Below are 24,781 nucleotides of genomic sequence, written 5' to 3'. Positions count from 1 at the left end.
AGGCGGCAGCCCGGACCGGTTGGCGGCCCCCGCGAGAACAATCCGGCTTTAGCCGGGGCGGGCTAAGACTGCGCGCCAGTAGGAATTTGGACGCCGGTGGCTACCTCTATCCGACGTGCCGACGCGTCGTAACGGGGCTGCGATACTCCAGTAGCCACAAATCAGAACGCAATGCTCCGCGCATTTTTGGCGGTCGATCGTTCCTTGGATGCCACCGCCAAGGATCCGCAGTCGGCCGGTCATATCCCGCTGCCCATTTCTTCTGCAACGGTGTCGGACCAGCACTCGACTGAGGTAGGGCCGATGAAGCCGGGATGCTCGGGGTTGGCGCGCGGCGCGCGCCCCAGAAGGCTGTCGAGGATGCGACGCGCTCGCCAGGCCAGCAGGCTTAGATTCGGATCAGCCAGCCCACGCTGCCCTAGGCTCGCGTTCTGTACGAAGATGCGGCTGTCACACGGTCCGTCCCAGCACACCGAAAAATCTTCGCGAATAGCCAATTCATTGTCGATCTTTTCAAGCCGGTTCGCGATCGGTTCCAAGAAGCCTGGCACCGCGTTCTCGTACCCGGTGGCCAGGATGACGATGTCGGCCGTGACGTCTTCGGACTCCTCCATGCCGTGCTGCAGGGTGAGTCTGTGGCCCGCGCCGGCGTTGATGCAGTGCGAGACAGTGCAGCCCGGCCGCAGAGTGATTTCGCATCGGTTTGGCTCTAGAAACGCGTGGCGGTAAAGCGCCTGATAGATCGCGCGCAACGTGCTTTCCGCAACGCCGTCCGAAGCAAGCACGAAGCGCCGCAGGAACAGCTTGCGCTGCGACTCGCGCATTGACGCCAAACGATCCGAAAAGAAGGGCATGAACAACTCGTTTGTGAACGGGCTGTTGTCGATGGGAAGGAAGTTTTCCCGCTGTGAGACCCAGGTTATCGAGACAGGCCGCCGTCCTTTTGGCAGGCCAACAAGGTGCAACAGCACCTCGGCTCCGGACTGTCCGCCGCCGACCACGCAGACATGGCTATTGTGCACCTCAGGATGGATGTGCAGCAATTCAGATGAGTGGAACAGGTTGCGTCCAATCCAGCCCTGAAACTGACGCGGAATATGCGCCTGCTTGCCAATGCCGACCACGACGTTTCTGGCACCGAGAACCGCCCTATCGGTGCGCACCCGAAACTCGCCGTCAAAGCGGATTTCGCGCACGGTCTCGCCGCCGCGGACAAGCGGGTTCTTGTGGAAGGCCCAGTTCAGGTATTGCTCGAACTCAGCTCTGAGCACGGCTTCGAAGTGTGCATTCAGGAAGTGGTACAGACGCCCGTTCTCATGGAGGTAGTTCACGAAAGTGTAGGCTGATCGCGGGTTCACCAGCGTGACCAAATCCTTGAAGTGGCTGACCTGGAGCTCCGAGGAATCGAATGCGCTGCCTGGGTGCCAGCGGAAGTGGACTTGCCGATCCAGGAACAGTGCCCCTTGCCCCATTTGCTCGTGCATCTGGCACGCCAGGCTCAAATTCGACGGCCCAGCTCCCACTCCAATGCAAGAGAGCTCCACTTGTCTTGCTCCTTTAGGTGCTTCCCAACTAGGCGATGTTCGCGAGGAATATCGGCTCTGGCCATCGGCTTCAGTCTCCACGCGGACGATCTCGACTTCGGTGCCGCTGGATTTGCTGGATTTTGTCCCCGCTTTCGTATGGTCGGGTATGAAGCCCACATGGATCCCGGCCAAGTGATGCGATCGACACTTATGTCCACGACTTGTGGGCGTGGACGGGATCGACGTATCTCCGCCCGCTTCGATGATCGCGTTTCGGTCAGCGACATGCTTTCGAGGCTTGTTCCGTGTTTCAATCGGCAAAGCCGCCCGCCTCCACAATGGTACGCCTTCCTTCGACCGACTTGGGGATCGGCGAGGGCGCGGTCTCGAATGCGGCGACATTGAGCCTGCTCATAGGAGGGCATCCGCTGATGTTTTTCGGAAGATCCCCCGCATCAAACGTGCCAGAAGGAAACTTTCATGGAAGCAACGGTTAGCGGGTTTGTGATCCTGTCGGGTATCCGACAATGAGGCGGGAAACCTTGCGCCGGTGGCCGATTTGCCGCGTCGCCGTCCTCTTGCCATGAGCCGCTAGTTAATCGGGCAGCTCCGCATCGGAATTTTCTCTCAGGACGGCCAGCAACCCAGGTTCACGGACTGTGGCGCGGTAAAAGGCTCTTGCCCTTCTCGCGGCCGAAATCTGAAAAGGCGCCTTTGGAAGCCGGGGTCCCACGAGGTCTCTCCCGTCTTGCGGAAGATTGAGAAGAGATCCGGATTTTGAGACGCAGAACCCAGCTAAAGGCGGTCACACTATGTCGAGGCCGTGTGCCACATCCTGCAGCACCACGAGCCTGACGGTGCTCGTGTGACCAGCGAGACGCATTCGATCCGCAGCTTTGTGGAGGCTGCCCCAGGCGGGTCCGCAAGGAGATATTTTGGGAAGGCGAAGTGTTGAAGGGTTGGGCCGCGAACGCAGGAATAACCAGGCGCTGATCCAAAAAGACAACGTTGTTTCGGGCCAATCGAGGTTGGACCTGCTGATCGGTCGTCAGACGAAGCGAGCCAACTTGCGCCGCGGTGCGATGAACGAAATTCTCGCCGGCTCGAACTTTACCGCCTTACGAGGAGGTTGCACAAAAAGCGCGGCCTTGCCCAATCGTACCACAAGGGGGCCGACACGGCGGCCGAAATGTGCAACCTGGTTAAGAAGCTGGCGCAACGGAGCCGAGCGAGGCGGACTCGAGGGGACGAGGATGAAAGCGCGCAAATCCTTAAAGAGACGGCGCGCGTCGAGAAAACTCGTGTCTGGCTGAGATCGGGGCAAGGGTAGCCAAGGCTCCCCAACCGTGGCGAGGCCCGTGATCACGCTTTAGGCACCCAATAATGATAATGGAAAAATCTGCGCGAAACGGTCGCACCGGTATTGACATTAATTGACACTCCCCGCGAACACTTGCATAAGCCACATAGCGGTAGTGACTAGGTGCATGCCGCACCCAAATTTTCCCTAGGGGCGAGGTCTGATCTATGGCGGCACTGGCGAAATTCAGACCAGTTGATTCCGGCCAACACGACAAGGACGAACTCCGCGAGATTGTCCGTGAGCGCTCTTTTCGATTCGGACGCTACACGCTCTCGTCGGGCATAGAGAGCGACATCTATTTCAATATGAAGCCTACCATGATGGTGGCGCGAGGCGCGCAACTTGCCGCTCTTGAGTTCCTAAAAATAGCTATGCAAGTGAAAGCAGAGTACGTCGGCGGACTTGAAATGGGAGCGGTCCCCGTAATCGGATCGATGGCGGCTGTCAGCTCGGTGATGAACAATCCCATAAACACGATCTTCGTTCGCAAGGCTCCAAAGGCCCATGGCACAAGGGATGTGATTGAAGGTCTTGGGCCTAAAGAAGATCTTCAGGGAAAAGTGGTCCTAATCGTTGACGACGTTGCCACAAGCGGCAAGTCGATATTGAAGGCGATTGAAGAGGTTCGCCGCGTCGGCGGCATTGTGGGTGACGCTGCTTGCCTCGTGGACCGTGACGAGGGAGCTACGGCCCTGCTAGCCCAACATGGCGTCACGCTGCACTCCGTACTGCACGCGAGCGAATTTGTGGAACGCCACTGACAATCTCGTACAACGTCTTTCCGGCGACCTAGCCTTGGAGGACATTCCGCCGCTTTGCAGCGAGTGCAGGCGCCTCGCGAACAAGAGTGATTGCCCTTGCCCATCCTCCCTCCTTTTGGTGCAACATATGCTCGCTGCCGTTCACCAGCGGGTTGACGCTATTGACTACCTCTCAGAGCAACGCGCCCTAAGACTGAAGGCTTTTACCGGCTATCTGGCGGCGGTCGTTCGAATAGCTTCAAAGAGAGGCGACGCGGCACCCTGGATTGATCTAGCAACCCGGTTTAGCGCTCTTTTCGGTCCCGACGAGGTTGCCCATTAATCTCGCGCTGATCGTTTTTTCGTGGAACGAGCAGCCCTCGTCGGCAATCGCGAGCGGCATGCCGGCGCATATGCGCGGTAAAAGCGCCGAGCAGCCGGTGCTGAATCTCGAACGTGACGACGCCGATTGGCGCGATGTGCGTCGGCTCGGGGCCCTCGTGCCCAAGCATGGTGCGTTCCCATTCCCCAGCATCATGCTGCAGGGCAGAGGAGGTGCTGTCCCGCCAGTGTTAGATCACATTCAATTCCCTGAACGCCCGCCCCTCCGCGACGCGCTCATATCCGAACGCCGTGCAATCGATCGTGCGATAGCTGCCATGCACGATGAGCTCCGACGGCGCCTTGCCGACCGCCGGCGCCTGCTGCAGGCCGTGGCCGGAAAAGCCGTTGGCGAAGAGGAAGTTGTCGACCTGCGCATCCGGCCCGACCACCGCGTTCTGGTCGAGCGTGTTGTAGTCGTGAGGGCACGCGCGCGTCGGCTTAATGGCTTCGAAGGCGGGAATGGGGGTCGCCAGCGCCGGCCAGATCATCTCTTCGAACAGCGGCCAGTCGGGCTCGAAACCGTTGGGGTCGGCGGGGCCGTCGCCCTCTTCCGATTCGGCCCCGCCGGTGATGTAGCCCGAGCCTTCCGGTCTGACTAGATGCCGGTCGGATCGACCAGTATTGGCATGTCGTCATATTTCTCGCGCGCCTCGAAGAGAAAGACATTGCGCTTGCGCGATTCCACTGGCAGCGCCAGTCCGGCCATTGCTGAAACTTTGCCGGCATTCGGCCCGGCGGCGTTGACGACGATGCCCGCGTCGAGCCGCTCGCCATTGTCGAGCTTTGCCCTGGTAACACTGTCGCCCTGCGGCACCGGCATGCCTGCCTCGGCATCGTGCTGGCCCTCCTGAGGCGCATGATGGCATGAACCGCCTGGTTGAGCGCGCTACGCGCTTCGAGATCATCCTGCCGGTTAATTTGAATGGAGCACGCCTTTTCCGAAAACCGTGGTGAAGAATGGCTCGAAAATGCGGGTCCGGTTGCTGGGCGAAATACCGCCGCCCTCGTCGCTCACCAGGACAATGGCCTTGCCGTCCCCGTCGCCCCTGTGATTAAAACCAGCGTGGCGCCGTGCCTCGCCGAATTGTCGATGAGATTGGCGAGCACATCCGCATTCTCGGCCGATATGCGCAGGCCGGTCGCTCCGCCGGCCTCGACGCGAAGTGCCGGCCTGTCCTGGGCCTGCAGCAGCGCCAGCCCGGCACCAATCGACGTGCTTTCGCCACTGGCGCGAGATTTTCGGCGCGCCAGGTCGAGCAGGCGGCGCACCAGCAGATTAAGCCGCCCCACGTCAGTGACGATATTTGTTCGAAAACCGCCGCCGCTTGGCCTCATTCATTGCGCTGCCTAGGTGCCAGCGGAATCGAAGTGCCGACCCAGGATCAGTGCCCCTTGCTCAATCTCTTCGAGTATCTTCCACGCAAGGCTCAAATTGGATGGGCCAGCACCGAGACCAACGCAAAAGAACTCCACTTATCTTGCTCCTCTGGGAGTGTTTTCCACTCAGCGGGATTTTCGCAGCGACCCGCATTGGGCATTGCGAATGTCACAGGCACAGTGGAGCTTCGAACAGCATCGGTGCCGCTTCGGAACCGTCATCGGGCCAAAAACAGCGGCAATGTCGGCTTATCAAAGATCCATCTGGTCACACCGCCAAAGAGCCGCTCACGCAGCCGACGGCTGCCATAGGCGCCCATGACTATCATGTCGGCAGAAATGTCGATTGCGTGCTGCGCAAGCACCGTGGCCGCCGATTTGCCGGCACTTGGCAGTAGGTCAACCGACACCCGAGCACCGTGCCGAGTGAGATAGGCAGCGATGTCGGCTCCAGGCTCCGCGCCATTGCCGTTGTAGTCGACCTTCGGATCGACCAGGGCGACACGAACCTCCTCAGCAACGCATAGGAGACCCAGCGCTTCTCGAACCGCACGGAAGGCCTCCACTCGCGAATCCCAACCAACCAGGACTCGCCGTGGCCACAGCGTCGCCTCAGCACCCTTAGGCACTACGAGCACCGGCGTTCCCGTTTCGAACAAGCAGCCGTTGACCACAGGAGGTCCGAGATTCTCGTCGTTGAGGAGCCCTGGTCCGATGATCGTCAGGTCGGCGCAGAGCGCCCGCTGTCGTGCCGCTTCACCGAGGCTGGCCGGATCGCAATAGTCGGTGTCAACGTCATAGTTGAGCGACATAGATTCCAGCAGTTTCTGGATATCGCTGGAGCGCTTTTCCAGCCTGACCGCGTCCTGTGCAAATCGATCGATTTGCCGCAACTGATTGTTCAATTTGGCACTTGCCAGTCCACGTCCTACCGGCCACTCGAGGACACCATCTCCGATCCGCCACATAAGGAGCGTCGGATGGGGTATAATCAGTACGGAAAGATAAGCGCCGATTTCCGCACACAAGCGGGCAGCAGTTCTGACGTCCTGATCGGAATGGTCAGCGCCGGTCAAACAGAGTACGGTTCTAAAGGCCATTTTCCTAGTTCTTCCTGAGTATTCGTTGACGGCGTTTCAGGCCGCAAGACCGGCTCACCGCGCGAGGAAAAGGGAGTGGCACCACACCAGCGACTTGATCAGCCGTCCAGCTTCTCGAGCGAGTAGCCGGACGACCTCACTGTACGGATGACGATATCGGTCGAGGCCGTCTCCAGCGCCCTTCTGAGCCGACTGATGTGGACATCGACTGTGCGTTCACCGACATGAATATTGGCCGGCCAAGCCGCGGCGATCATCTCGTCCCGGCTGAAGACCTTGCCGGGAGTTTCCAGCAAATGCCGCAGCAAGTTGAACTCGATTGGTCCGAGATGAATGTCATGGCCATTGCCGCAAACCCGGCGGGCATCGAGATTCATCGTAACGTTGCCAAAAGAGAGCCAGCTGCCGTTTTCAACCCCGTTTGAACCCGGCTTCGGCAGCGCCAGCCTCGTCCGCAGACAATCGAGCAGCTTGGCCGGGTCGATCGGCCGCACAAAGCTCTCAACGCCTGCCTTCAACAGATCGAGGTGCTGGTTCTCGGCGCCAGGCGCGATCAGGGCAATGATGAGCAGACCGCCGGTCCGGGGCTCCCGCTTGAGCCGGGCGCAGATTGCGGACCCGGTAAGGCTCGTTGGACCGCAGTCCAGCACCACGGCCTGGAATTCCCGATCGTCGGCCAATGCAAGCGCCTCCTTCGCGCCGCCTGCCAGCTCACTGGCGAAGCCGTCCACCTCTAGTATGTGGCTGAGGAACAGATAGAACTCCGCATCTTGCGAACAGATCAGGACGAGTGGCTTCATTGGTGCTACCCCGAGAACCAAATTGGCCTCGACCACGTTGGCCGCGTGGGCTGGCCCAAGCGGCTCCTCAACGTCTGACATGGTTTCTCTTGCTCGAAATCCGGTTCATGCGCGTGCCACCTCGGGATAGGCGTCGATGGCTGCAATGGCATCGTCGACCAGTTTTGTACCGGCCGCGGCGAGTTTGCAGAACGTCTCGAAGCCGAACCGATGGACGTCGCGCAGGGTCTTCGACAGAACAACCAGCCGCCCGGCGGTGAACAGCACGCGCCCGAAGCCCTCATGACTCATTTCGATCATCGGCGATGCCATCAGGCTGGAGCGCTCCTCGATCGCAAGGGCGACGGCAGTGTAAAACTTGTCGAGTCTCCACAGCACGTCCGGATCGGGATCGCCGATGATTGGAATCGCACGGCGCTGTTCCTTGCTGACGATGAAGTCGGCCAGCAGCTCGGCGTCCGCTTTGCCGTCCCAGGACCCGTGGGAATCCTGCGCACGGATCAGTCGCACGAGGCATTTGACGAACGGGCTGGCAAGGGCCGCCTGGTCATCGTTGACAGCAGGGGTGATGGCGACTTCAAACATTTTGCTCTTCCTCGTTTCAGTCCTCGTCCTCGAAGGAGGGGTTCTTTTCGGCGAAACCAGCGTCAGCCAGCACCTTGCGCAGCCAGGGCGCAGGACATGTCCTCAGCATCATCTGCGTGCGCAACAGCACCGCTTGGATCGTTTGTGGCTGCGGCACCTTGATCGGATGGATTTTGGCAGAAACAACCTTAGCTGCCGAAGGCCCGCCGATGGCCAGACAAAACAGCAGCTGGCAGCCCTTCAGCGCCTCCACCTTTGGCGTGATGCGGTCATCGCCTTCGGTCCGATGCTCCCCACTCTCATCGGAAACGTCATCGAAGGCCACGGCTTCCACGAGATGCCACTCCTCGCGCGTGACGTCGTAGACAGCAAAGCGCTTGGCCGACCCGAAATGGGCATCGAGATTCTTCATGTCTTGCGTGGCGATGGCAACGCGTAATGCGCCTGCTCGTCGTCGAGGCATGCGTGGGTGAATCTCGTCAGTGACGAGTGATAGGCGACGAACGTAGCTCATCTGGCATTTCTCGTTTTCGGAATGGATCAAGCGCCTCAGGCGTCGGCGCGTGCTGATTGGCCTGGAAGATGTTGGCAACCTCGAAGATCAGGTCGCGGGTCCCCTGATAGAGGATTTTGAGCTTGTGCTGGCTGCCGAGCCGGTCGAAGATCGGGAAGCCGACGCGCATGAGCGGGATGCCAAGGCGTTGCGAAGCCTGGCGACCGTGGGAGTGCGTAACGAGGAGATCCGCGCCCGCTGCAAGAGCTTCCAAATCGCGGAGATCGCCGATCTGAACCCACTCCGCCGATACTTTTTCCAGAATCTTCGACATATCGGTCGTGGTGACCGCCGCCGCGATTTTGGAGCCCATGCCGGCGAAGAACGTTGCGAGTTGATAGAGTTGGTCTGGTTCAGCAGCGATCGCAATTTTCTTGCCTCCGAAATGAAAATGTCCGTCGAGCAACGCATCCTGCAATTGCGCCCGGCGACGGCGCACCCGGGCCGGCACCACCGCGCCCGAAAGCCACGACAGCAACGAGACGAACCGGTCGACAGCCTTCAATCCGGTCAGCGACTGCAACACCACGTAAGGCACGCCGGTCAACCCGTGCAGCATTTTCGCCGGGTGACGCATGTGTTCGCCGGTGGCGATGCATTGCGCGGCGGTGCCCAGCTCCCGGATATCCTCGACGCTGGTGCCGCCATAGGTGGTCGTTACCCAGCGGTCAGGAACCGTACCGTCGAGCGAGCGGGAGACGTCCGGCAAAATAACCGGCTTGAGCCCAAAACTTTCAACCATGTCACGCAAATGCTCGATGTCGGCGACAGTGAGGTTGCATCCGGGCAGGATCGCAATCTTCTTTGGCTGTCTGGTCCGTACGCCCGGCCGTGTAATCCCTTCGATCATCGCCGCGACAGCTTTGGCCCAGCCTGCTTCGATCGCACCGTCAAAATCCGGCGTGTTGGCCAGCACAACTTCAGTACCGGCGAGCTCTTCCACATGCTTCAGCTTGATGTTGGCAATATCGCTCGCGCAATCTTCGCCACGGGTCTCTACCAGCGCGGTCGTGCACACTCCTATCAGCTTTGGCTTAGTGCGGGTTTTGAGATTGAGGATCGCCTCTTCCAGATGGTCCGCTCCGCCGAGTATGGCGGCCACCTCGTCCATCGCCGTTGTCTGCAAGGGGATCGCTTCCTTGAAATGACGCACAAAGAGCACCAGCGCGAAGCTGGTGCAGCCTTGGCTGCCATGGAACAGGGGCATCGCACCGTCGACTCCGAGAAAAGCGAGGGCGGCACCCATCGGCTGTGACGACTTCAGCGGGTTGACCGCCGCTGATTTGGTATTGCGAAGGATGCGGACCATCGGATGTCCTCAACGCTCGCCGAAGCGCTGAGCCGTCGCGCCGGTTAATTCATTGAAAGCGTTCACACTCGCGGTCCCGTCCTTCGTGCTCGAAAGATCGTCCTTCACGGCAGGCTGGCAATCCCACGGCGCCGGCTCACGCACCTGGCCCCAGATCGGGTTATGAATGGCGAGGTCGATCTGCCGTACAAATTCCACCATGCCGTCATAGCCGGCATATGGATGTTGGCGTTCCTGGTTGATATCGAGCCAGGGTGTCTTCGCCTTCAGCGCGATGAATTGCGTGCGCCCGCCCGACAGCATGATGTCGGCCTTGTCTTTTGAGAGCATTGCGTAAAGATCGCGCGCTGCCATCTGCTCGAACATGTGGTTTTCGTCCTTGAGGATCCGTTTGATCCGCTCCTTGTCTTCGACGGTGGATTTCTTGACCGAGGTGCCGACGATCTCCATGCCGATCTCCATCAGCGCGTTGACGACCGACCAGGACTTCACACCGCCTGTGTTGAGCAGCACGCGCTTGCCTTGAAGCCGCCGGCGGTAGGCCTCGAGCTTCTTCCACGCAATCGCCTCCTGCTCAGCAATCAGCCTCTCTGTGCGATCGAGGATCTCCGCATCGGCGCCCTTCCTCACTAGCAGCTCAGCCAGGTTGCGAAGTGCTTCCGAAGTATCGGTTATCCCGTAGAAGGACCCCTCGAAGAACGGGATGTCCCAGCGCTCCTCCATTTTGCGGGCCAGATTGATGAGCGCGCTCGAGCACACCATCATAGCCGCCCGGGCGCGGTGCGCGGATGCAACGTCGATGTAACGCGCATCGCCCGGAATGCAGGCGCGCACCCGGATGCCGAGCCGATCAAGCAGCGGCTTCACTAGCCAAAATTCGCCGGAGAGGTTGAATTCGCCAAGGATGTTGATGTCGCAGGGCCCCGCGTCGTCTGGTTCCACCGTGCCGATGACATGATCGAGCAGCGCTTCGGCGGCGAGTTTGTTCCCGAGGTTCTTGGAGCCGGCCAAGCCCGGCGCGTTGATCGGCACCACGGCCAGACCGAATTTTTCGGCCGCGCGTTTGCACACGGCCTCGATGTCGTCGCCGATCAGCGCCGTCACGCAGGTCGAATAGACGAAGACTGCCGGTGGAGCGTATGTTTCCTTGATCTCGCTGATCGCCTTGAACAGCTTCCGCTCGCCATGCCCCATCACGACGTCGACTTCGGTGAGGTCGGTCGTGAAGCTTGTCCGCCACAGGGTTGGCCCGGACGAAGCTGCGCCTCTGTTGTCCCAGGAATTCCCCTCGCAGGCGAGCGGCGCATGGACCAGGTGCGCAACGTCGGTGATCGGCTGCAGGACGATCTTGGCGCCGTCAAAGGCGCAGCCGCCGGCTGCCGCCCCAGGGGTCAGCGGCTTCGAGCAGCCCTCCTTGCGCGCCTTGGCATCCTTGCCGCGGTTTTTATCGCATGCGGGCTCGTCGAAAACGTCCTGGATCTTGGCACTGAGCGAGGTCATTGCGTCAATCTCCGAACTCATTGGGCGGGGCGGCCACGGCGGAAAGCCGGCACCGGCTCTTAGCGGGTGAGGTCATAGGAATAATCGGTCACGCCAGTCTCGCTCGTCTCGCGATCGAGCTTGTCGAATATCTTGTCGAGGATCGTCGTCAGCACGCGTAAACCGCCCTGGTAGCCCATGAGCGCAAAGCGATGGTGATGGTGCCGATCGAAGATTGGAAACGTCAGCCGGATCAGCGGCGTGCCGGTATCGCGCTCCAGATACTTGCCGTAGGAATTGCCGATCAGCAGGTCCACCGGCTCTGTATAGAGCAGCGAGCGCATTGCCCAGAGATCCTTGCCCGCCCAGACCTGCGCATCCTGGCCGAAGGGCGAGGATGCAAGCAATTCCTTCATCTCGGCCTCCCAGGCCGATGTGCCGTTGGTCGCGAGGCAATGTGTCGGCTCGCCGCCGGTCTCCATGACGAAGCGGGCCATGGCGTAGACGAAGTCCGGATCCCCATAGATTGCGTACTTCTTACCGTGCAGCCATGACTGGCTGTCGGCCATCGCGTCAACCAGTCGGCCGCGCTCCATCCGGATGGTCTCGGGAATCTGCTTGCCGGAAATCGCCGAGACCTTCATCAGTAACTCGTCGGTCGCCTGGACACCTAGTGGATAGCGGAAGGACGCCGTCGCCTGCCCGACCTCGCCGCAATATTCCAGCGTCTTTCGGGTGTTGTAATGCTGCAGCGACAGCGTCGCCTCCGCGTTTAGTGCCCCTTTCACGTCTGCGATCTTTGTGCCGCCGTCATACATGCGGTATTCGCCGTCCGACGGTGTGTCGAACTGGTCGGAAGCGTCCTGAATGAAGGTATAGGTGATACCCATCAGGTCGAGGAGGCGCTTGAGTTCCCGGTTGTTTCCGACGCAGAATCCGTCGAAGCCTGGAATGATGTTGATGGTGCCATCTATTTGGGAGCGCTCACTGCCCTTCCAGAAATGCTCCAGCACACCCTTGACCATGCCGTCATAGCCATCGACATGGCTGCCGACGAAGGCAGGCGTATGAGCGAAAGGCACGTCGAAGTCGCCCGGGACCGAGCCTTCGTTTTTGGCGTTCTCGATGAAGCTGCGCAGGTCGTCGCCAATGACTTCAGCCATGCAGGTGGTCGAGACGGCGATCATCTTGGGGTCGTAGAGCTTGTAGGTATTGGCGAGCCCGTCAACCATGTTCTTTAGGCCGCCAAACACCGCCGCGTCCTCGGTCATCGAGGAGGAAACCGCTGACGACGGCTCCTTGAAATGTCGCGACAGATGCGAGCGGTAGTAGGCAACGCAGCCCTGGCTACCGTGGACGAAAGACATGGTCCGCTCGAACCCCGCGGCCGCGAATACCGCGCCGAGCGGCTGGCATGCCTTGGCGGGGTTTATGACAAGCGCCTCGCGAGCGAGGTTCTTTTCGCGGTATTCCCAAGTCTTGGTCAATTCGCGTTGATCCGCGACGATCTGATCAGGGTGCGGACATTCGAAATTCAGTTTCTTCTCGGCGAGCATATGTTTGTATTCCGGCTCGCGGAACAGGGGGGCATGGTCGAGAACTTTTTCAGCCGATTGCGGCATGGTGGTCACCTTTCCATCTGGCCGCGCCAAGCGGCAGCACAGGGACATCAAGACGTTAAGGGCCTGCCTCGGATCGAGCGCGCCCCAAGCATTTATCGGCCTCCCTGCCTGGCAGGGAGGCCAGTCCTCATTCGGCGGCGAGCGCCGTCGGCGGCGCGTCCTTCATCTTCTTCCACGGCGCGCGGTAGAGGTCCCAGACCGGGTTGTTGATGGCGAGATCCATGTCGCGGGCGAAAATGGCGAAGCCGTCATAGCCGTGATACGGGCCGGAATAGTCCCAAGAGTGCATCTGGCGGAACGGGATGCCCATCTTCTGGACCGGGTACTTCTCCTTGATACCGGAGCCAACGAGATCAGGGCGGATGCCTTCGATGAACTTCTCCAGCTCGTAACCGGTGACGTCGTCGTAGACGAGCGTGCCATTTTTCACGTAATGGCCGGTGCGCTGATAGTCGTCGTTGTGGGCGAATTCGTAGCCGGTACCAACGATCACCATGCCGAGGTCCTCGTAAGCAGTGATGACGTGGCGTGGGCGCAAGCCGCCGACATAGAGCATCACCGTCCTGCCTTCGAGGCGCGGTCGGTACTTGGCGATGACGGCATCGACCAAGGGCCGGTACTTGGCGATGACCTTTTCCGTCTTCTTCTCGATTTCCGGGCCGAAATGCTTGGCGATGTTGCGCAGAGAAGTTTCGATCTGGGAGGGGCCGAAGAAGTTATATTCCATCCAGGCGATCCCGTACTTTTCCTCCATGTGCCGGCAGATGTAGTTCATCGACCGGTAGCAGTGGATCAAATTGAGCTTGGCCTTGGGCGCGCGCTCTATCTCGGCGAGCGTGGCGTCGCCCGACCAGTTGCCGACCACCCGAAGGCCAATCTCCTCGAGCAGGATACGCGACGCCCAGGCATCGCCGCCAATGTTGTAGTCGCCGACGACGTTGACGTCGTATGGGCCGGACTCGAACTCGACATCTTCCTTGCCGAAGACCCAATCGCGGATCGCATCATTTGCAATGTGGTGGCCGAGCGATTGTGAAACGCCGCGGAAACCTTCGCAGCGCACCGGTACAATCGTCTTCTCGTGCTCTTTGGCCTTCTTGCGCGACACTGCCTCGATATCGTCCCCGATCAGGCCGATCGGGCATTCGGACTGCACCGAGATGCCGCCATTGAGCGGAAACAGGTCCTCGATCTCGTCGATGATCTTTTCCAGCTTCTTGTCGCCGCCGAAAACGATGTCCTTCTCCTGGAAGTCGGAGGTGAACTGCATTGTCACGAACGTGTCGATGCCGGTCGTGCCGACATAATAGTTGCGGCGTTGCGACCAGGAATATTGCCCACAGCCGACCGGCCCGTGCGAGACGTGGACCATATCCTTGACCGGACCCCACACCACGCCCTTGGAGCCGGCATAGGCGCAGCCGCGAATTGTCATCACGCCCGGAATGGATTTGATGTTCGATTTGACGTCGCATTCGGAAAGGCCCTTGTCCTCCGCTGTGGCTTCGTCCTTGCTCATTGCGACACCGAGGTGCTTCTTGCGACGCTTCGCCGCCTTGTCTGGATATTGCGACAGCACGTCTTCGATAAGCTTCGCATGCAAGGCGCCGTCATTCTCATAGTCGAGGCCCATGGGACCTGCCCCTTTCAAGGTTCGGGTAACGCCTCGCCAACGAGGCCTTGTTTCGCAGAAAGGGGCGCCAGGTCATGGTCGGCGCCCCTGTTGGTAGCGGGGTTACTGAGCGACGGACAGTTTCGCTTCCTTGGCCTGAAGCTCGGCAAGCATTTGCTCGTCGCTCTTCATGATGCCGAAGTCGAGCAGCATGTCCTCGAGCTCCTCCATGGTGATTGGGGTCGGGATGGTGCCCTGGCCCGAATTGAGATGGATCTTCTCGGCCAACGCGCGGTACTCCCCTGCCTGTTTGGAGTCCGGCGCATACTGGATTACCGTCATCTTCCTCAGTTCGGCGTGCTGGACGATGTTGTCGCGCGGCACGAAATGGATGAGCTTGGAATTGAGCCTGGCGGCCAGCGCTTCGGAGAGGTCGAGCTCGCGGTCGGTCTGGCGCTCGTTGCAGATCAGCCCGCCGAGCCGCACGCCGCCCGAATGGGCGTATTTTAGGATACCCTTGGCGATGTTGTTGGCGGCATAGAGCGCCATCATCTCGCCCGACATGACGATGTAGATTTCCTGAGCCTTGTTTTCCCGGATCGGCATTGCGAAGCCGCCGCACACCACGTCGCCCAGCACGTCGTAGGAGACATAGTCGACATTGTCATAGGCGCCGTTCTCCTCAAGGAAGTTGATCGAGGTGATGACGCCGCGGCCGGCGCAGCCGACACCCGGCTCAGGCCCGCCGGACTCCACGCACTTGATGTCTTTGTAGCCGATCTTGAGCACGTCCTCGAGTTCGAGGTCCTCCACAGAACCTTCCTCGGCGGCGAGATGCAGAACCGTGTCCTGCGCCTTTGCGTTCAGGATCAGGCGGGTAGAGTCGGCTTTGGGGTCGCAGCCGACGATGAGGATCTTCTGTCCGAGGTCGACCAGGGCAGCGAGCGTATTTTGAGAGGTGGTGGACTTGCCGATGCCTCCCTTTCCGTAGAATGCGATCTGACGCAGACCTGACATGTTGCTTCCTTCCTTCTTTCCATCCATAGCGGCTACCCGCGACTTGAAGTCCGGTCGGCAGAATCCGGCGCCTCGCACAGATCGTCTCAAAACTCGTGCCAATTTGTCCGGCTGGATCGAAAAAGAAATTTTATGATTGCTTTTCAGCTATTTAACATTTGGCGAAAATATTAAATTGGCTAAATAAACTTATGTCGCAGGCCCGACAAAGGCGACAGGAGCTGTCGATGGCGTTACTCGCGACCGCTATTGAACCGTAAGGGAGGAAGGCAACCACCCCATCTGCCAAGCCACCGGCAGGCGTTTTCTTAGGCGCCGCGCCAGTTGCAAAGTCCAGCGCCGTCGCGTCGGCCAGCCCCAACCGAGTTTTGGCAGGATCTTTGTCGAATAGGCCGGCATGCGTTCACCTGTCATACCGAATCGGCTCGGCTACGAAATAAAGACACGCTAACGCCTGCTGCCGATCCGATCGGACATCTGAAGGTGGCAGTCGCGTGGCGATAAAAGCCTTATCGCCTTCCCAGGGAGTTTGCTGGAGCACCTTCTGTAGGTCGTGCCCCACCGCGTGGTGTAGCTCGGCGGTCACGAAGCCGCTCGCGAGCGCGCCCTCAACAGCGCTGGAGCGAGCAAGCGGCGAAGCCGCGGCGCATGGCCGAGAAGGCGCGGCATGGTCGGGGTCAATGAAGGCCTCATCACCACGCCTGAGGCGCCGTTCGGCGGCGTCAAGGAATCGGGCCTCGGCAAGGAAGGCGGACATCAAGGCATCGAGGACTATCTCGACACCAAATATGTCTGCATCGGCGGACTTGGTCTCTAGCGTCGCCGGCTTTGCTGTCATTGAGGCGGAAGCTTCGGGCGTTGTCGCAGGCCATCATCGGCGACATAATCCACACCGGTGCGCGGCGATGAGCTGATCCGCTCCCGCAACGTCGTTACAGCTGGAGCTGGAAAACGGCCACCCGGCTTTCAGCCGCGCTAGACATCATCGTCCGCCCGATGCGCCGTTCGCCAAGGCACTGCTGCGGAAACGCCCATCTCGGTGCGCGATTGTGTAGCCCTGTCGTTTACGTCGACATCGCCTATCGCGGAGCGTACCCGCGACGGCAGCTTGCGCCATCCTTCGTTCAAAATTGTCGCTGGCATTCAGTGAGGTGGGCCGGGGAGTTCGAGGAGCGCGTACGCTATCTCGTCCTCGGTCCCAGCCAGATTCCGCAGCGCGCTCAGCCAATTCCTGCAAGGCCGGTTCCAAGGCGAGCTGATATTGAAGGCTGCGCTCCGGATGCGGCCGGGCAGCTTGGGTCCACGATTGCAATCCTTGATCGCTTCTTTGCAGGCCATGGGCTCTCGCCGCTCTCCCTTACCCAGACGGGGCGCGCCAGCTCACGTGTTGTTGTTGGTGTGCGCCCCCGGCAACCAGGCCGATCACCTCTTCCTCGGTCGCCTTGCCCTGGTCGACCGCCGAGAGCAGATCCGTCAGCAGGTTGTCGCCCGGATCCTGGCGCTTGTCCCACATCTTGCAGCGAATGTAGGCGCGCAGTTCTTCCCAGGCCACACGCGATGCGCTGCGCGGACCGCTTTCATGCTGGTGCGTCATCACCTCGTCGGACAGCCCGGCGAAAAAGGCGTGATCCTCATAGAGCACGCCAATCAGTGCACTGATGACCATGGCCGGAAGCGGAAAGGAGAAGTGGCGCCTCAGGTCGGCGGGCTGGGGCTGGACAGCTAACTTGTCGAACAACTCCGCGGCGATCGCCTCGACCTGCTGCGCGAGCAGCTTCACCCTGCGGTTGCTGAAGGCCGGCGCCACGATCGTACGTAACCGATCGTGCTCGCCCCCCTCGTGCGAGACCAGCCACCCCGGCGAACCGAGAATCACCGAATCCGGGGTGAATGCCGCCGGCGGCATTCCCGCGGGCCGGAACGCCGCGTTGGACAGCGCCGCCTTGGCCTCGTCGTAGCCTGTCACCCACCAGCCTTCGTGCCCGGACGGGAAGCGCACGCGGTGGATCGGACCGTTGGCGCGTAGCGCCAGCATCTCGGGCGAGGGCTCGATGTGATCGACGCGCCACATCGCAGCGTCGGCAAGGGGTGTTCGGACATGGTGGCACTTCACTCTCTAAGCGACGGAAGGGCGGAAGCTGACCGGCCACTTTCACAAGGATATGCGCCCGCCATATCAAGATACGCCGGAAAGGTGACGACAAAGCAGGCGCCGGCGCCGGAGGGCGATTCGTGGTGCACGGTTGCGCCGTGACGCAATGCGATCTTACGCACCAGCGACAGGCCGAGGCCCCAGCCGCCGGCCGTCTCGCTGCTGCCCTGTGGCCGGAAGAAGGGCTCGAAGACACGCTCACCGGTTCCTTCCGGCAGGCCCGGCCCGTGATCGCACACCTTGAGCACCACCGAACCGCCTTCGATCCCCACATGCGCGCTAACCGGCGGGCGGCCATGTCTCTGCGCGTTCTGCATGAGATTGCGAACTAGCCGCATGAGCAGCTTCGGGTCTCCCACAACGACGCCAGGTTCGCCTGAGACGTCGACGCCGAAGCGTGCGCCTTTTTCGGCCGTTAGCGCCAGTAGATCCACCGGCTCCACCTGCTCCAGCTTCTCGATGTGGTCGAGCCGGCTGGCAAGCAAGATTTCCTCCACCAGCGCATCGAGTTCGGCGAGGTTGCGCACGATCTCATCGCGCATCGGGCCGCTTTGTTCGTTGGCGATGAGGTCGATCGCCACGCGCAGCCGCGCAAGCGGCGAGCGCAACTCGTGGCTGGCATTGGCAAGCAGCGAGCTATGCGCGGCAAGCAGCCGCTCGATCTGCTCGGCGGCGCGGTTGAAGCTCGCCGCCACCGCCGCCACCTCGTCACTACCGCGCACGGCGACGCGCGTGTCGAGAGCGCCTGCGCCCCAGCGATCCGCGCCCTTGCGCAATGCCTCAAGGCGGCGTGTGAGATGACGCACGACTGGAAAGGCGACAAGCCCTATCACCGCGGCGATCAGCGCGAAAAAGCCTGCCGGGCCGAACGCGGCACTTTCGAGTTCCTGGCCCACCTCTACGAAGATCGCGCTGGCGATCGTCACTGCAGCGAGGCTGATGAGCACGGTGAGATAGATCTTGACGAAAAGGCTGTTGCGCATGGCTTATCTGTCATCGTCCTGGCAACGGGCAAAGACATAGCCTACGCCGCGTACCGTAATGATGCGGCGAGGATCTTTCGGATCGGTCTCGATCGCGGCGCGGATGCGCGAGACATGCACGTCAATCGACCGGTCAAACGCTTCTCCCTTGACAATGTCCATGAGCTGCTCGCGCGACAGCGTGCGCCCGGGACTTTCGGCGAACGCCACCAAGAGATCGAACTGATAGCTGGTCATCGGGCAGTCGCGCCCCTCGACGCGGGCCGAACGCGAGGCAGGGTCGATTTCCAGCCGTCCGAAGCGCATGATGCGCGGCGAGGTGTTCGCGCCGGCGTTACGGCGGCGCAGGATGGCCTTCAACCGCGCCAGCAACTCCCGCGAATTGGACGGCTTCGACAGATAATCGTCGGCGCCTATTTCCAGCCCCACGATGCGGTCGGTTTCGCCGCCTCGCGCCGTCAGCATCAGAACCGGCACGTCGGACTTCGCGCGGATGCGCTTGAGCGCCTCGAAGCCGTCCATGTCAGGCAGCATGACATCGAGAACCACGGCATCGGGCGACAGCCGCGCGATCTCGGCAAGGCCTGCGCCCGCCGTATCCGCCGTTACCACACGAAGACCGTTGCCCGTCAGATATTCCGCGACCATGGCGGACAGGCGCTTATCGTCGTCGATGATGAGAACCTGGTCCGCCATGCTCGTTTGTCTGCTCCGATTCGAACCTGTGCCGGTACAGAGCTTACCAGCGTCGGTGGCTGCGATCCTAGAAGAGTTCGAACAGCTCCGCCCGCTGCTCGGCCGTCAGCACCGCGGCTGCGTCGAGCAGCGCCGTCGTCAGCTTGCGCGAGGCCTCGTCGACCGCCGCGACGCGCTCAGCGCGCAGCTCCTCCGCCGCCTCGCGGTCGAGGGTTGCGGCGCCGAGCAGCTTGGCGAAATCGTCTTGCGCGTGGTGGAAGCCGCGTATGATCGGGCGGACATCGTGATCGAGCTTGTCCATGATCGCCTCCAACTTGTCTTCCTGCTCGGGTGTGATGTCGATATCATCGAGCATGCACTCTAAGTGATGCCTCAACCCAATTTCGTAGCTGAAGTTGGCCTGCATGTGCATGTCGGGTCCGCCGTGGCCCCCGTCCATGCCGAAGCGCTGCATGCGCCCGCAATCCTGGCTGAGCGCGCCAGTGACGCCGACGGCGGCAAGCGCTACTATCGCAATGCCGCCTATGGCGATGCGCTTGCCCCAGCCCTTCTTCTGCGTGGTGTCGTGATCGTACGTCATGATGGTCCTTTCGCTACTGCGGCATCTCTGCCGCGACTGGGCCAATCTGAGAGCCCAATGTTTCGGCTGTTGCGGGCGAATGTAAAGTTGTGTGAAGCCGGCAAGGCGATATTGCGGCGGGAAGCGCGGGAGTGCCGCGGAAGGTTCTCCACCCTACCTGAAACCCTGGGTCTTGAGCTCGATCTGATCGATGAGCCGTGAGGATCAATCTCTACGGTCTGGGAACAGGAAGGATGCGCGACGAGCAGACGTTCCAATGATGCGTCTTTGAGCGGCTACGTTTGGGGCCGTTGATCGGGATAGGGGGACGCCTCGCCGCGCCGACCCTCCCACACCACGGATACACGGATCACGTCCCAGGGCGGGTCGACCGGATTAAGCTCAGACAGATAGTGTCCTGAAGGTTCTGCAAAAAGTTCTGGAGAGAGACCAGCCCTTGCCCTGAGGCGAGGCGGCCATGGCACGCTGGTGACGTTGCGATCACCGATTCCCGTGGAAGGGTAAGTGCCATGACCAATCGAGAAATTAGACTGAGCAGAGGCGAGTTGAAAGCGTTGCTGTTGTCAGATGAGGACGGCTTTCGCAAGGTATTGCAGACTGTCGTGCAGGAGGCTTTGGAAGCCGAGATGACGGAGGCGATCGGGGTAGCGCGGTTTGGGGATAGCGACCGCCGATGTCTATGCCCGGATGGTGCGCCCCTTTCTGCGTCATCGATTGTCGTCCGACGGGCGTGCCCTGGACCTTGCGGGTTTGGCCGCGACCGAGCCGTCACCTTTGTCGTGGCACGTTCCCCTCAGCTGAGCCGCGGCGCGGCAAGCCTGACTGTAACGGCGCTGCGGTCGCTGCTCACGTTCCTTCATGTCGAGGGTCTCATCGCGCGATCTCTTGCCGCTTGCGTGCCCTCGGTCGCCGGTCGGCGATTGGCTGGGTTGCCAAGGGACTGGATTGCGACCAGGTTCAGCGCCTGCTGACGTCCTGCGGCCGCGATACGTCGAACGGCTGCCGCGACTTCGCGGTCCTGACTATGTTGGTTCGTCTCGGCTTGCGGGCGGGGGAAGTCGCCAAGCTCAAGCTTGACGACCTGGATTGGCGGACCGGTGAGATTCTCGTACGGGGCAAAGGAAGCTGCATCGAACACCTTCCCTTGCCGGCCGATGTCGGCGAAGCGGTAGCGGCCTATCTGCGCCACGGCCGTCCCCGGACCGCCCAGGGCCGGACAGTATTTGTGCGAGTCAGGGCGCCCCACGATGCCCTCACAAGCGCTGGCGTGTCGCAAATCGTGGCCGCCGCCGATTGCCGCACCGGGCTCGGCCGGATCCACGCCCACGCCTGCGCCATACGGCGGCGTCGGCGATGTTGCGCGCCGGCGCGTCGAACCGGAGGTCGGGCAGGTCCTGCGTCATCGCCGCGCCCTGACAACGGCGATCTATGCCAAGGTTGATCGCGAAGCCTGCGAACGATCGCCCGCCCTTGGCCGGGAGAGGTGGCATGAGCGCCTTCGCCAGGCCCTGGCCGATTACCTGGCCATGCGTCGCGCCCTCGGCTACACGCTTGTTCGGTCCGAGAAGCTTCTTGCCCAGTTCCTCACCTATCTCGAGGCGCAAGGCGAAGACCACCTGACCACCAAGACGGCCCTCGCTTGGGCGATGCTGCCGGCAGGCGCGGATCGAAGCTGGATGTCGGCGCGACTTTCCGTCGTTCGCGGCTTTGCGACCCATCTGCGCGGGATCGAGCCGGCAACCGAGGTGCCGCCGTGTGATCTGCTGCCGGGGCGATCTTGCCGAGCGACGCCCTACCTCTATTCGCAGGAGGACGTCATCGCCTTGATGACGGCAACCGCGGCCTTGCGCACGCCGCATCGGGAAGCAACCTACCGGACCCTGATCGGCTTGCTGGCCGTGACCGGAATGCGGGTTGGAGAAGCGATCGGCCTGGACCGCGACGACTTCGATGCGGTCGGCGGCGGCCTCACCATTCGGCGCGGAAAGTCCGGAAAATCCCGCGAGTTGACGTTACATCCGAGCACTGTTGCGGCCCTCGGCAATTATCTGCGCCGGCGCGATCGACCCCGCCGGCCGCCGAACACGCCGGCCCTGTTCGTCTCACCGGCCGGCACGAGGCTGCTCTATGTGAACGTTCAAAACACGTTCCAGAAGCTCGTCTGTCGCGTCGTTATCGCCCCCCGCTCGGCAGGTTGCCGACCACGGCTCCACGACCTGCGGCACGCGTTTGCTAAAGACGCTTGAGCGGGAGCGGCTGACCCATCAGACGGTTCGCTATCATCTCCTTGCGGAATGCGAGATCGAAGGCATCGTCGTTGCGCAGCAGGTCCTGGTAGTCTCCGTAGGGACCGCTGAGGAAATAGATCAGCCAGACCGAGCCAAACCCAGCGCTCTGCGCGGGCAGGCCAAGGCGATCGATAATGCCGTCCAGCTCCGCTCGCATGAAAGCGCCAAGTGCGAAAAGACGTTCATAGAAGCGCGATATTGTTATCTCCGCATGCGTGTCCGAGTTGTCTATCTCGGCGATCACGTCGGCCTCCACCTAACCTTGCCGAGTGGGGAAGTGCTCGTGGCCAAGGATTCAAACCGTCAGGACGCGGGATACCCGGCTGGCGAGAGCGCAGATCGGCTGGAATCCGGCCGACGGTGTAGAGCTGCCGCGCGACAAGGCAAGCTGCGGCAAAGCTCGAGCCGATTCTGATCACCACAAAGGCGTCATCAACATCCTGACCGGCGGGCCGGCGAGATCGGCGCCAACCCGCTGGTCAAGAAGATCACCTTCACCGGCTCGACCGAGGTCGGCCAGATCCTGATCCAGAAGTCGTCCGTCACCGTCAAGAAGGTGTCGATGGAACTCGGCGGCAACGCGCCGTTCCTGGTCTTCGACGACGCCGATATCGAGCGCGCGGACCCGGAATGCGCGGCTTGCCGCAATCCGGTCGTTGTTCCGGTTCGCCGCCCTTCGTTACCCCGAGTACGCCGCGACAATCGAAGGGGTGCTCGCGATTCCGCCTAAGCGTTTTGAGCGACGGCTTGTGACGTTCCTGACGGAGGAGGAACTCGATGTATTGCTGTCCGCCCCCGCGCGGTCGACCTACGCCTTGCTTCGGCTCGCCGCCCAAACCGGCCTGCGGGCGTCCGAACTGATCGGCCTTCACTGCGCCGATATCCATCTCGGTTCCGGCGCTCATGTCAGCTGTATCGGAAAGGGGCGAAAGCAGCGGATCACACCCCTTACCTCCAACATGGCCGCCGTGCTGCGCGTCGGGCTGGCCGAACGTGCCGGGCAGCCGGCCGATCCCCTCTTCCCTACACAGACCGGCAGGATGATCAGCCGCGACGCTCTCGAGCACCGGCTCGCGAGGTATGTCGAAATCGCTGCCAGAAACTGGCCGTCGCTGCAGCGGAAAAGGGTCACACTGCACACCTTGCGTCATACCGCGGCAATGCGACTGCTGCGTGCCGGCGTCGACACCTCGGTGATCGCGCTGTGGCTTGGCCACGAACAGATCGAGACCACCCACATCTACTTGCACGCCGATCTGGAACTTAAAGAACGCACCCTGGCGAAAACCACGCCGGCCAACACGGCGCCAGGACGCTACAGACCGCCCGACAAGCTTCTCGCTTTCCTCGAGGCGCTCTGATTATGCCGACCCCATCGCAGCGATCACCGCCTCCGAAGCCGACATCCACCCCCAAGGTCGGCATAATCCGGACATCGGCATAATGGACCTTATGCCGACGTCGGCATAACGTGCATTTTATGCGCAACGTGCTGGCGCATGCCGGCAAGAGCGGGCGCCGGGTCGTCTCGGCCTTCATCGCCACCGCGTTTGCCCAGGAGACGGCCGAGGCCGCAAGCGTGCAATGGCGCGCCGTTGCCGATCTGATTTGCCGAAGGCCTTTGAAATGGCTTGAGCCAAAACTTTGCAGTTTCCCGGGTTCGCCACCATGCTCTCGTGACCGCCTGGAACCGGCACGGTATGAATGGCCGACGCATCCAAAACCCGGTCCCATCCCCGCATTGGCGACGTTGCGTATTGGTCTGTGGAGTTCTTGGCGTGTTCCCTCCGGGGAAGGTTAGTTTCAGTGGCATAAAACTGGTGTATTGTTACCGGCAAGGATGGAGGTTCATACCCCTGCAGCGCTACATGAAACCGAGCAATTTTTTTATAAATCACCGCATCGTTTTGCAGATCACGATTTAACGGGATCGCTCCGATTTGCTGCGCTTTCTCGAGCAGCTGGGCGATCGAGCTTTGTTCAGCGAAACGTTCGAGCTCTGCAAAGCGCTCGTCGTCCAAGCATTCGAGGCTTTCCAGAACCAGTTCGTTGGCGATTTGGTTGGATGACATGGTCGAGCCATTTGCAGGTAGCGCAACATCGATGAAGGCCATGAACGAGACAGCTTCGCCTAACCTCCACAGGTGCCACGCAATTGCGTAGGCCAATATTCCGCCTGAAGAATACGCTGCGAGGCGATACGGCCCCGTCGGCTGGATTTCTTTCATCACCCCGATCGCCTGCGAGGCCATTTCTTCAAGAGTCGGGGCACACAATTCATTGAAATCCGGCCATGGTACCGCATAGACGGGACAGTCTATGTCCATTTCGCTTGCCAGCTTGACGGCGTAGGAACAATCGCCCCTCCCCGTCGGAAGAAAAAAGAGCGGCGGTTGCGATCCCGTCGCACGAATGGGGATCACTCCTGAATTGCTCGGCTGTGGTCCCAAATTGAGCTTCAACGCCAGATCCTTCAGAATGGGTGTCCGGAACAGATCGCTGGCGCTGAATTGCAGCCCAAGATTTGAGGCCCCACTGAGCAGCCGCACCGCCAGCAGCGAATGGCCGCCGAGCTCGAAGAAGTGGTCGTGGCGGCCGACCCGATCGAGCCCCAG

Annotated in this window: 19 protein-coding genes and 6 pseudogenes; 7 read left to right on the top strand and 18 right to left on the bottom strand. The window is 61.1% G+C overall.

Features of this window, described 5'->3' with window-relative positions:
- Positions 1–239 precede the first annotated feature (239 nt).
- Positions 240–1,523, bottom strand: coding sequence for a SidA/IucD/PvdA family monooxygenase (locus CK221_RS27780; RefSeq protein ID WP_280952197.1), 1,284 nt, complete (start codon positions 1,521–1,523; stop codon positions 240–242).
- 1,530 nt (positions 1,524–3,053) lie between these two features.
- Between CK221_RS27780 and pyrE the strand changes: the two genes are divergently transcribed.
- Entirely contained in the window at positions 3,054–3,650 is a 597-nt protein-coding gene (gene pyrE / locus CK221_RS27770; RefSeq protein ID WP_095780038.1) for an orotate phosphoribosyltransferase, read from the top strand.
- Between the two features lie 551 nt (positions 3,651–4,201).
- On the opposite strand, the pseudogene CK221_RS31305 reads toward pyrE, so the two are convergent.
- From CK221_RS31305 to nifH, 11 genes and pseudogenes are all read right to left on the bottom strand, one after another.
- Positions 4,202–4,821 (bottom strand): annotated as a pseudogene (locus CK221_RS31305) (FAD-binding oxidoreductase); the annotation flags it as partial.
- Positions 4,822–5,024: 203 nt separating this feature from the next.
- On the bottom strand, positions 5,025–5,348 hold the full coding sequence (locus tag CK221_RS27755) for a hypothetical protein (protein ID WP_348626615.1): 324 nt from the start codon (positions 5,346–5,348) through the stop codon (positions 5,025–5,027).
- Between the two features lie 260 nt (positions 5,349–5,608).
- Complete coding sequence (locus tag CK221_RS27750; protein ID WP_095780036.1) at positions 5,609–6,490, bottom strand: universal stress protein; 882 nt, start codon at positions 6,488–6,490, stop codon at positions 5,609–5,611.
- A 98-nt stretch (positions 6,491–6,588) separates the two neighbouring features.
- Positions 6,589–7,371 (bottom strand): response regulator transcription factor, encoded by a 783-nt coding sequence (locus CK221_RS27745; protein WP_095780035.1) that lies wholly within the window; start codon positions 7,369–7,371, stop codon positions 6,589–6,591.
- Positions 7,372–7,395: 24 nt separating this feature from the next.
- Positions 7,396–7,875: a NifX-associated nitrogen fixation protein gene (locus CK221_RS27740; RefSeq protein ID WP_095780034.1), complete on the bottom strand. Its 480-nt coding sequence runs from the start codon at positions 7,873–7,875 to the stop codon at positions 7,396–7,398.
- A gap of 16 nt (positions 7,876–7,891) precedes the next feature.
- Complete coding sequence (gene nifX, locus CK221_RS27735) at positions 7,892–8,389, bottom strand: nitrogen fixation protein NifX (RefSeq protein ID WP_095780033.1); 498 nt, start codon at positions 8,387–8,389, stop codon at positions 7,892–7,894.
- Positions 8,355–9,737 carry a nitrogenase iron-molybdenum cofactor biosynthesis protein NifN gene (gene nifN, locus CK221_RS27730; RefSeq protein ID WP_095780032.1) on the bottom strand — a complete coding sequence of 461 codons (1,383 nt, stop codon included), beginning with the start codon at positions 9,735–9,737 and terminating at the stop codon, positions 8,355–8,357. The genes nifX and nifN overlap by 35 nt, the downstream gene beginning before the upstream one ends.
- A 9-nt stretch (positions 9,738–9,746) precedes the next feature.
- Positions 9,747–11,237 (bottom strand): nitrogenase iron-molybdenum cofactor biosynthesis protein NifE, encoded by a 1,491-nt coding sequence (gene nifE, locus CK221_RS27725; protein WP_095780031.1) that lies wholly within the window; start codon positions 11,235–11,237, stop codon positions 9,747–9,749.
- Positions 11,238–11,296: 59 nt separating this feature from the next.
- The gene (nifK, locus tag CK221_RS27720; RefSeq protein WP_067322284.1) at positions 11,297–12,838 is read right to left on the bottom strand and encodes a nitrogenase molybdenum-iron protein subunit beta; all 1,542 of its coding nucleotides are present in this window, start codon (positions 12,836–12,838) and stop codon (positions 11,297–11,299) included.
- 127 nt (positions 12,839–12,965) lie between these two features.
- Entirely contained in the window at positions 12,966–14,471 is a 1,506-nt protein-coding gene (nifD, locus tag CK221_RS27715) for a nitrogenase molybdenum-iron protein alpha chain (RefSeq protein ID WP_095780030.1), read from the bottom strand.
- Between the two features lie 102 nt (positions 14,472–14,573).
- Entirely contained in the window at positions 14,574–15,467 is an 894-nt protein-coding gene (gene nifH / locus CK221_RS27710; protein WP_095780066.1) for a nitrogenase iron protein, read from the bottom strand.
- 664 nt (positions 15,468–16,131) lie between these two features.
- On the opposite strand from nifH, the pseudogene CK221_RS27705 reads away from it, so the two are divergent.
- Positions 16,132–16,284: pseudogene (locus CK221_RS27705) on the top strand (aldehyde dehydrogenase family protein); the annotation flags it as partial.
- Between the two features lie 597 nt (positions 16,285–16,881).
- Here CK221_RS27705 and CK221_RS27695 read toward each other — a convergent pair.
- From CK221_RS27695 to CK221_RS27680, 4 genes and pseudogenes are all read right to left on the bottom strand, one after another.
- A pseudogene (locus tag CK221_RS27695) lies at positions 16,882–17,567 on the bottom strand (cytochrome); the annotation flags it as partial.
- A 9-nt stretch (positions 17,568–17,576) separates the two neighbouring features.
- Positions 17,577–18,602 carry an ATP-binding protein gene (locus CK221_RS27690; RefSeq protein WP_095780029.1) on the bottom strand — a complete coding sequence of 342 codons (1,026 nt, stop codon included), beginning with the start codon at positions 18,600–18,602 and terminating at the stop codon, positions 17,577–17,579.
- Positions 18,603–18,605: 3 nt separating this feature from the next.
- Positions 18,606–19,298 (bottom strand): response regulator transcription factor, encoded by a 693-nt coding sequence (locus tag CK221_RS27685; protein ID WP_095780028.1) that lies wholly within the window; start codon positions 19,296–19,298, stop codon positions 18,606–18,608.
- Positions 19,299–19,365: 67 nt separating this feature from the next.
- Positions 19,366–19,878: a Spy/CpxP family protein refolding chaperone gene (locus CK221_RS27680; protein WP_095780027.1), complete on the bottom strand. Its 513-nt coding sequence runs from the start codon at positions 19,876–19,878 to the stop codon at positions 19,366–19,368.
- A gap of 673 nt (positions 19,879–20,551) precedes the next feature.
- On the opposite strand from CK221_RS27680, the gene CK221_RS27675 reads away from it, so the two are divergent.
- Both CK221_RS27675 and CK221_RS31300 read left to right on the top strand, forming a co-directional pair.
- Positions 20,552–21,319, top strand: coding sequence for a tyrosine-type recombinase/integrase (locus tag CK221_RS27675; RefSeq protein WP_348628450.1), 768 nt, complete (start codon positions 20,552–20,554; stop codon positions 21,317–21,319).
- Between the two features lie 85 nt (positions 21,320–21,404).
- Positions 21,405–22,124: a tyrosine-type recombinase/integrase gene (locus CK221_RS31300; RefSeq protein ID WP_095780065.1), complete on the top strand. Its 720-nt coding sequence runs from the start codon at positions 21,405–21,407 to the stop codon at positions 22,122–22,124.
- Here CK221_RS31300 and CK221_RS27665 read toward each other — a convergent pair.
- Positions 22,111–22,410 carry a hypothetical protein gene (locus CK221_RS27665; protein ID WP_176477790.1) on the bottom strand — a complete coding sequence of 100 codons (300 nt, stop codon included), beginning with the start codon at positions 22,408–22,410 and terminating at the stop codon, positions 22,111–22,113. The two genes, CK221_RS31300 and CK221_RS27665, sit on opposite strands and share 14 nt — an antisense overlap.
- A gap of 178 nt (positions 22,411–22,588) precedes the next feature.
- Here CK221_RS27665 and CK221_RS27660 point away from each other — a divergent pair.
- From CK221_RS27660 to CK221_RS30945, 3 genes and pseudogenes are all read left to right on the top strand, one after another.
- Positions 22,589–22,785: pseudogene (locus CK221_RS27660) on the top strand (aldehyde dehydrogenase family protein); the annotation flags it as partial.
- Between the two features lie 37 nt (positions 22,786–22,822).
- Entirely contained in the window at positions 22,823–23,527 is a 705-nt protein-coding gene (locus tag CK221_RS27655) for a tyrosine-type recombinase/integrase (protein WP_245322522.1), read from the top strand.
- A gap of 110 nt (positions 23,528–23,637) precedes the next feature.
- A pseudogene (locus tag CK221_RS30945) lies at positions 23,638–23,775 on the top strand (IS256 family transposase); the annotation flags it as partial.
- Between the two features lie 385 nt (positions 23,776–24,160).
- On the opposite strand, the pseudogene CK221_RS30940 reads toward CK221_RS30945, so the two are convergent.
- Positions 24,161–24,781, bottom strand: a pseudogene (locus tag CK221_RS30940) (thioesterase domain-containing protein); the annotation flags it as partial.

It is taken from the genome of Mesorhizobium sp. WSM3868, from assembly GCF_002294785.1.
Lineage (GTDB): Bacteria > Pseudomonadota > Alphaproteobacteria > Rhizobiales > Rhizobiaceae > Mesorhizobium.
Note: the sequence above shows the minus strand (reverse complement) of the source record. Positions and strands in the feature narration are given on the sequence as shown.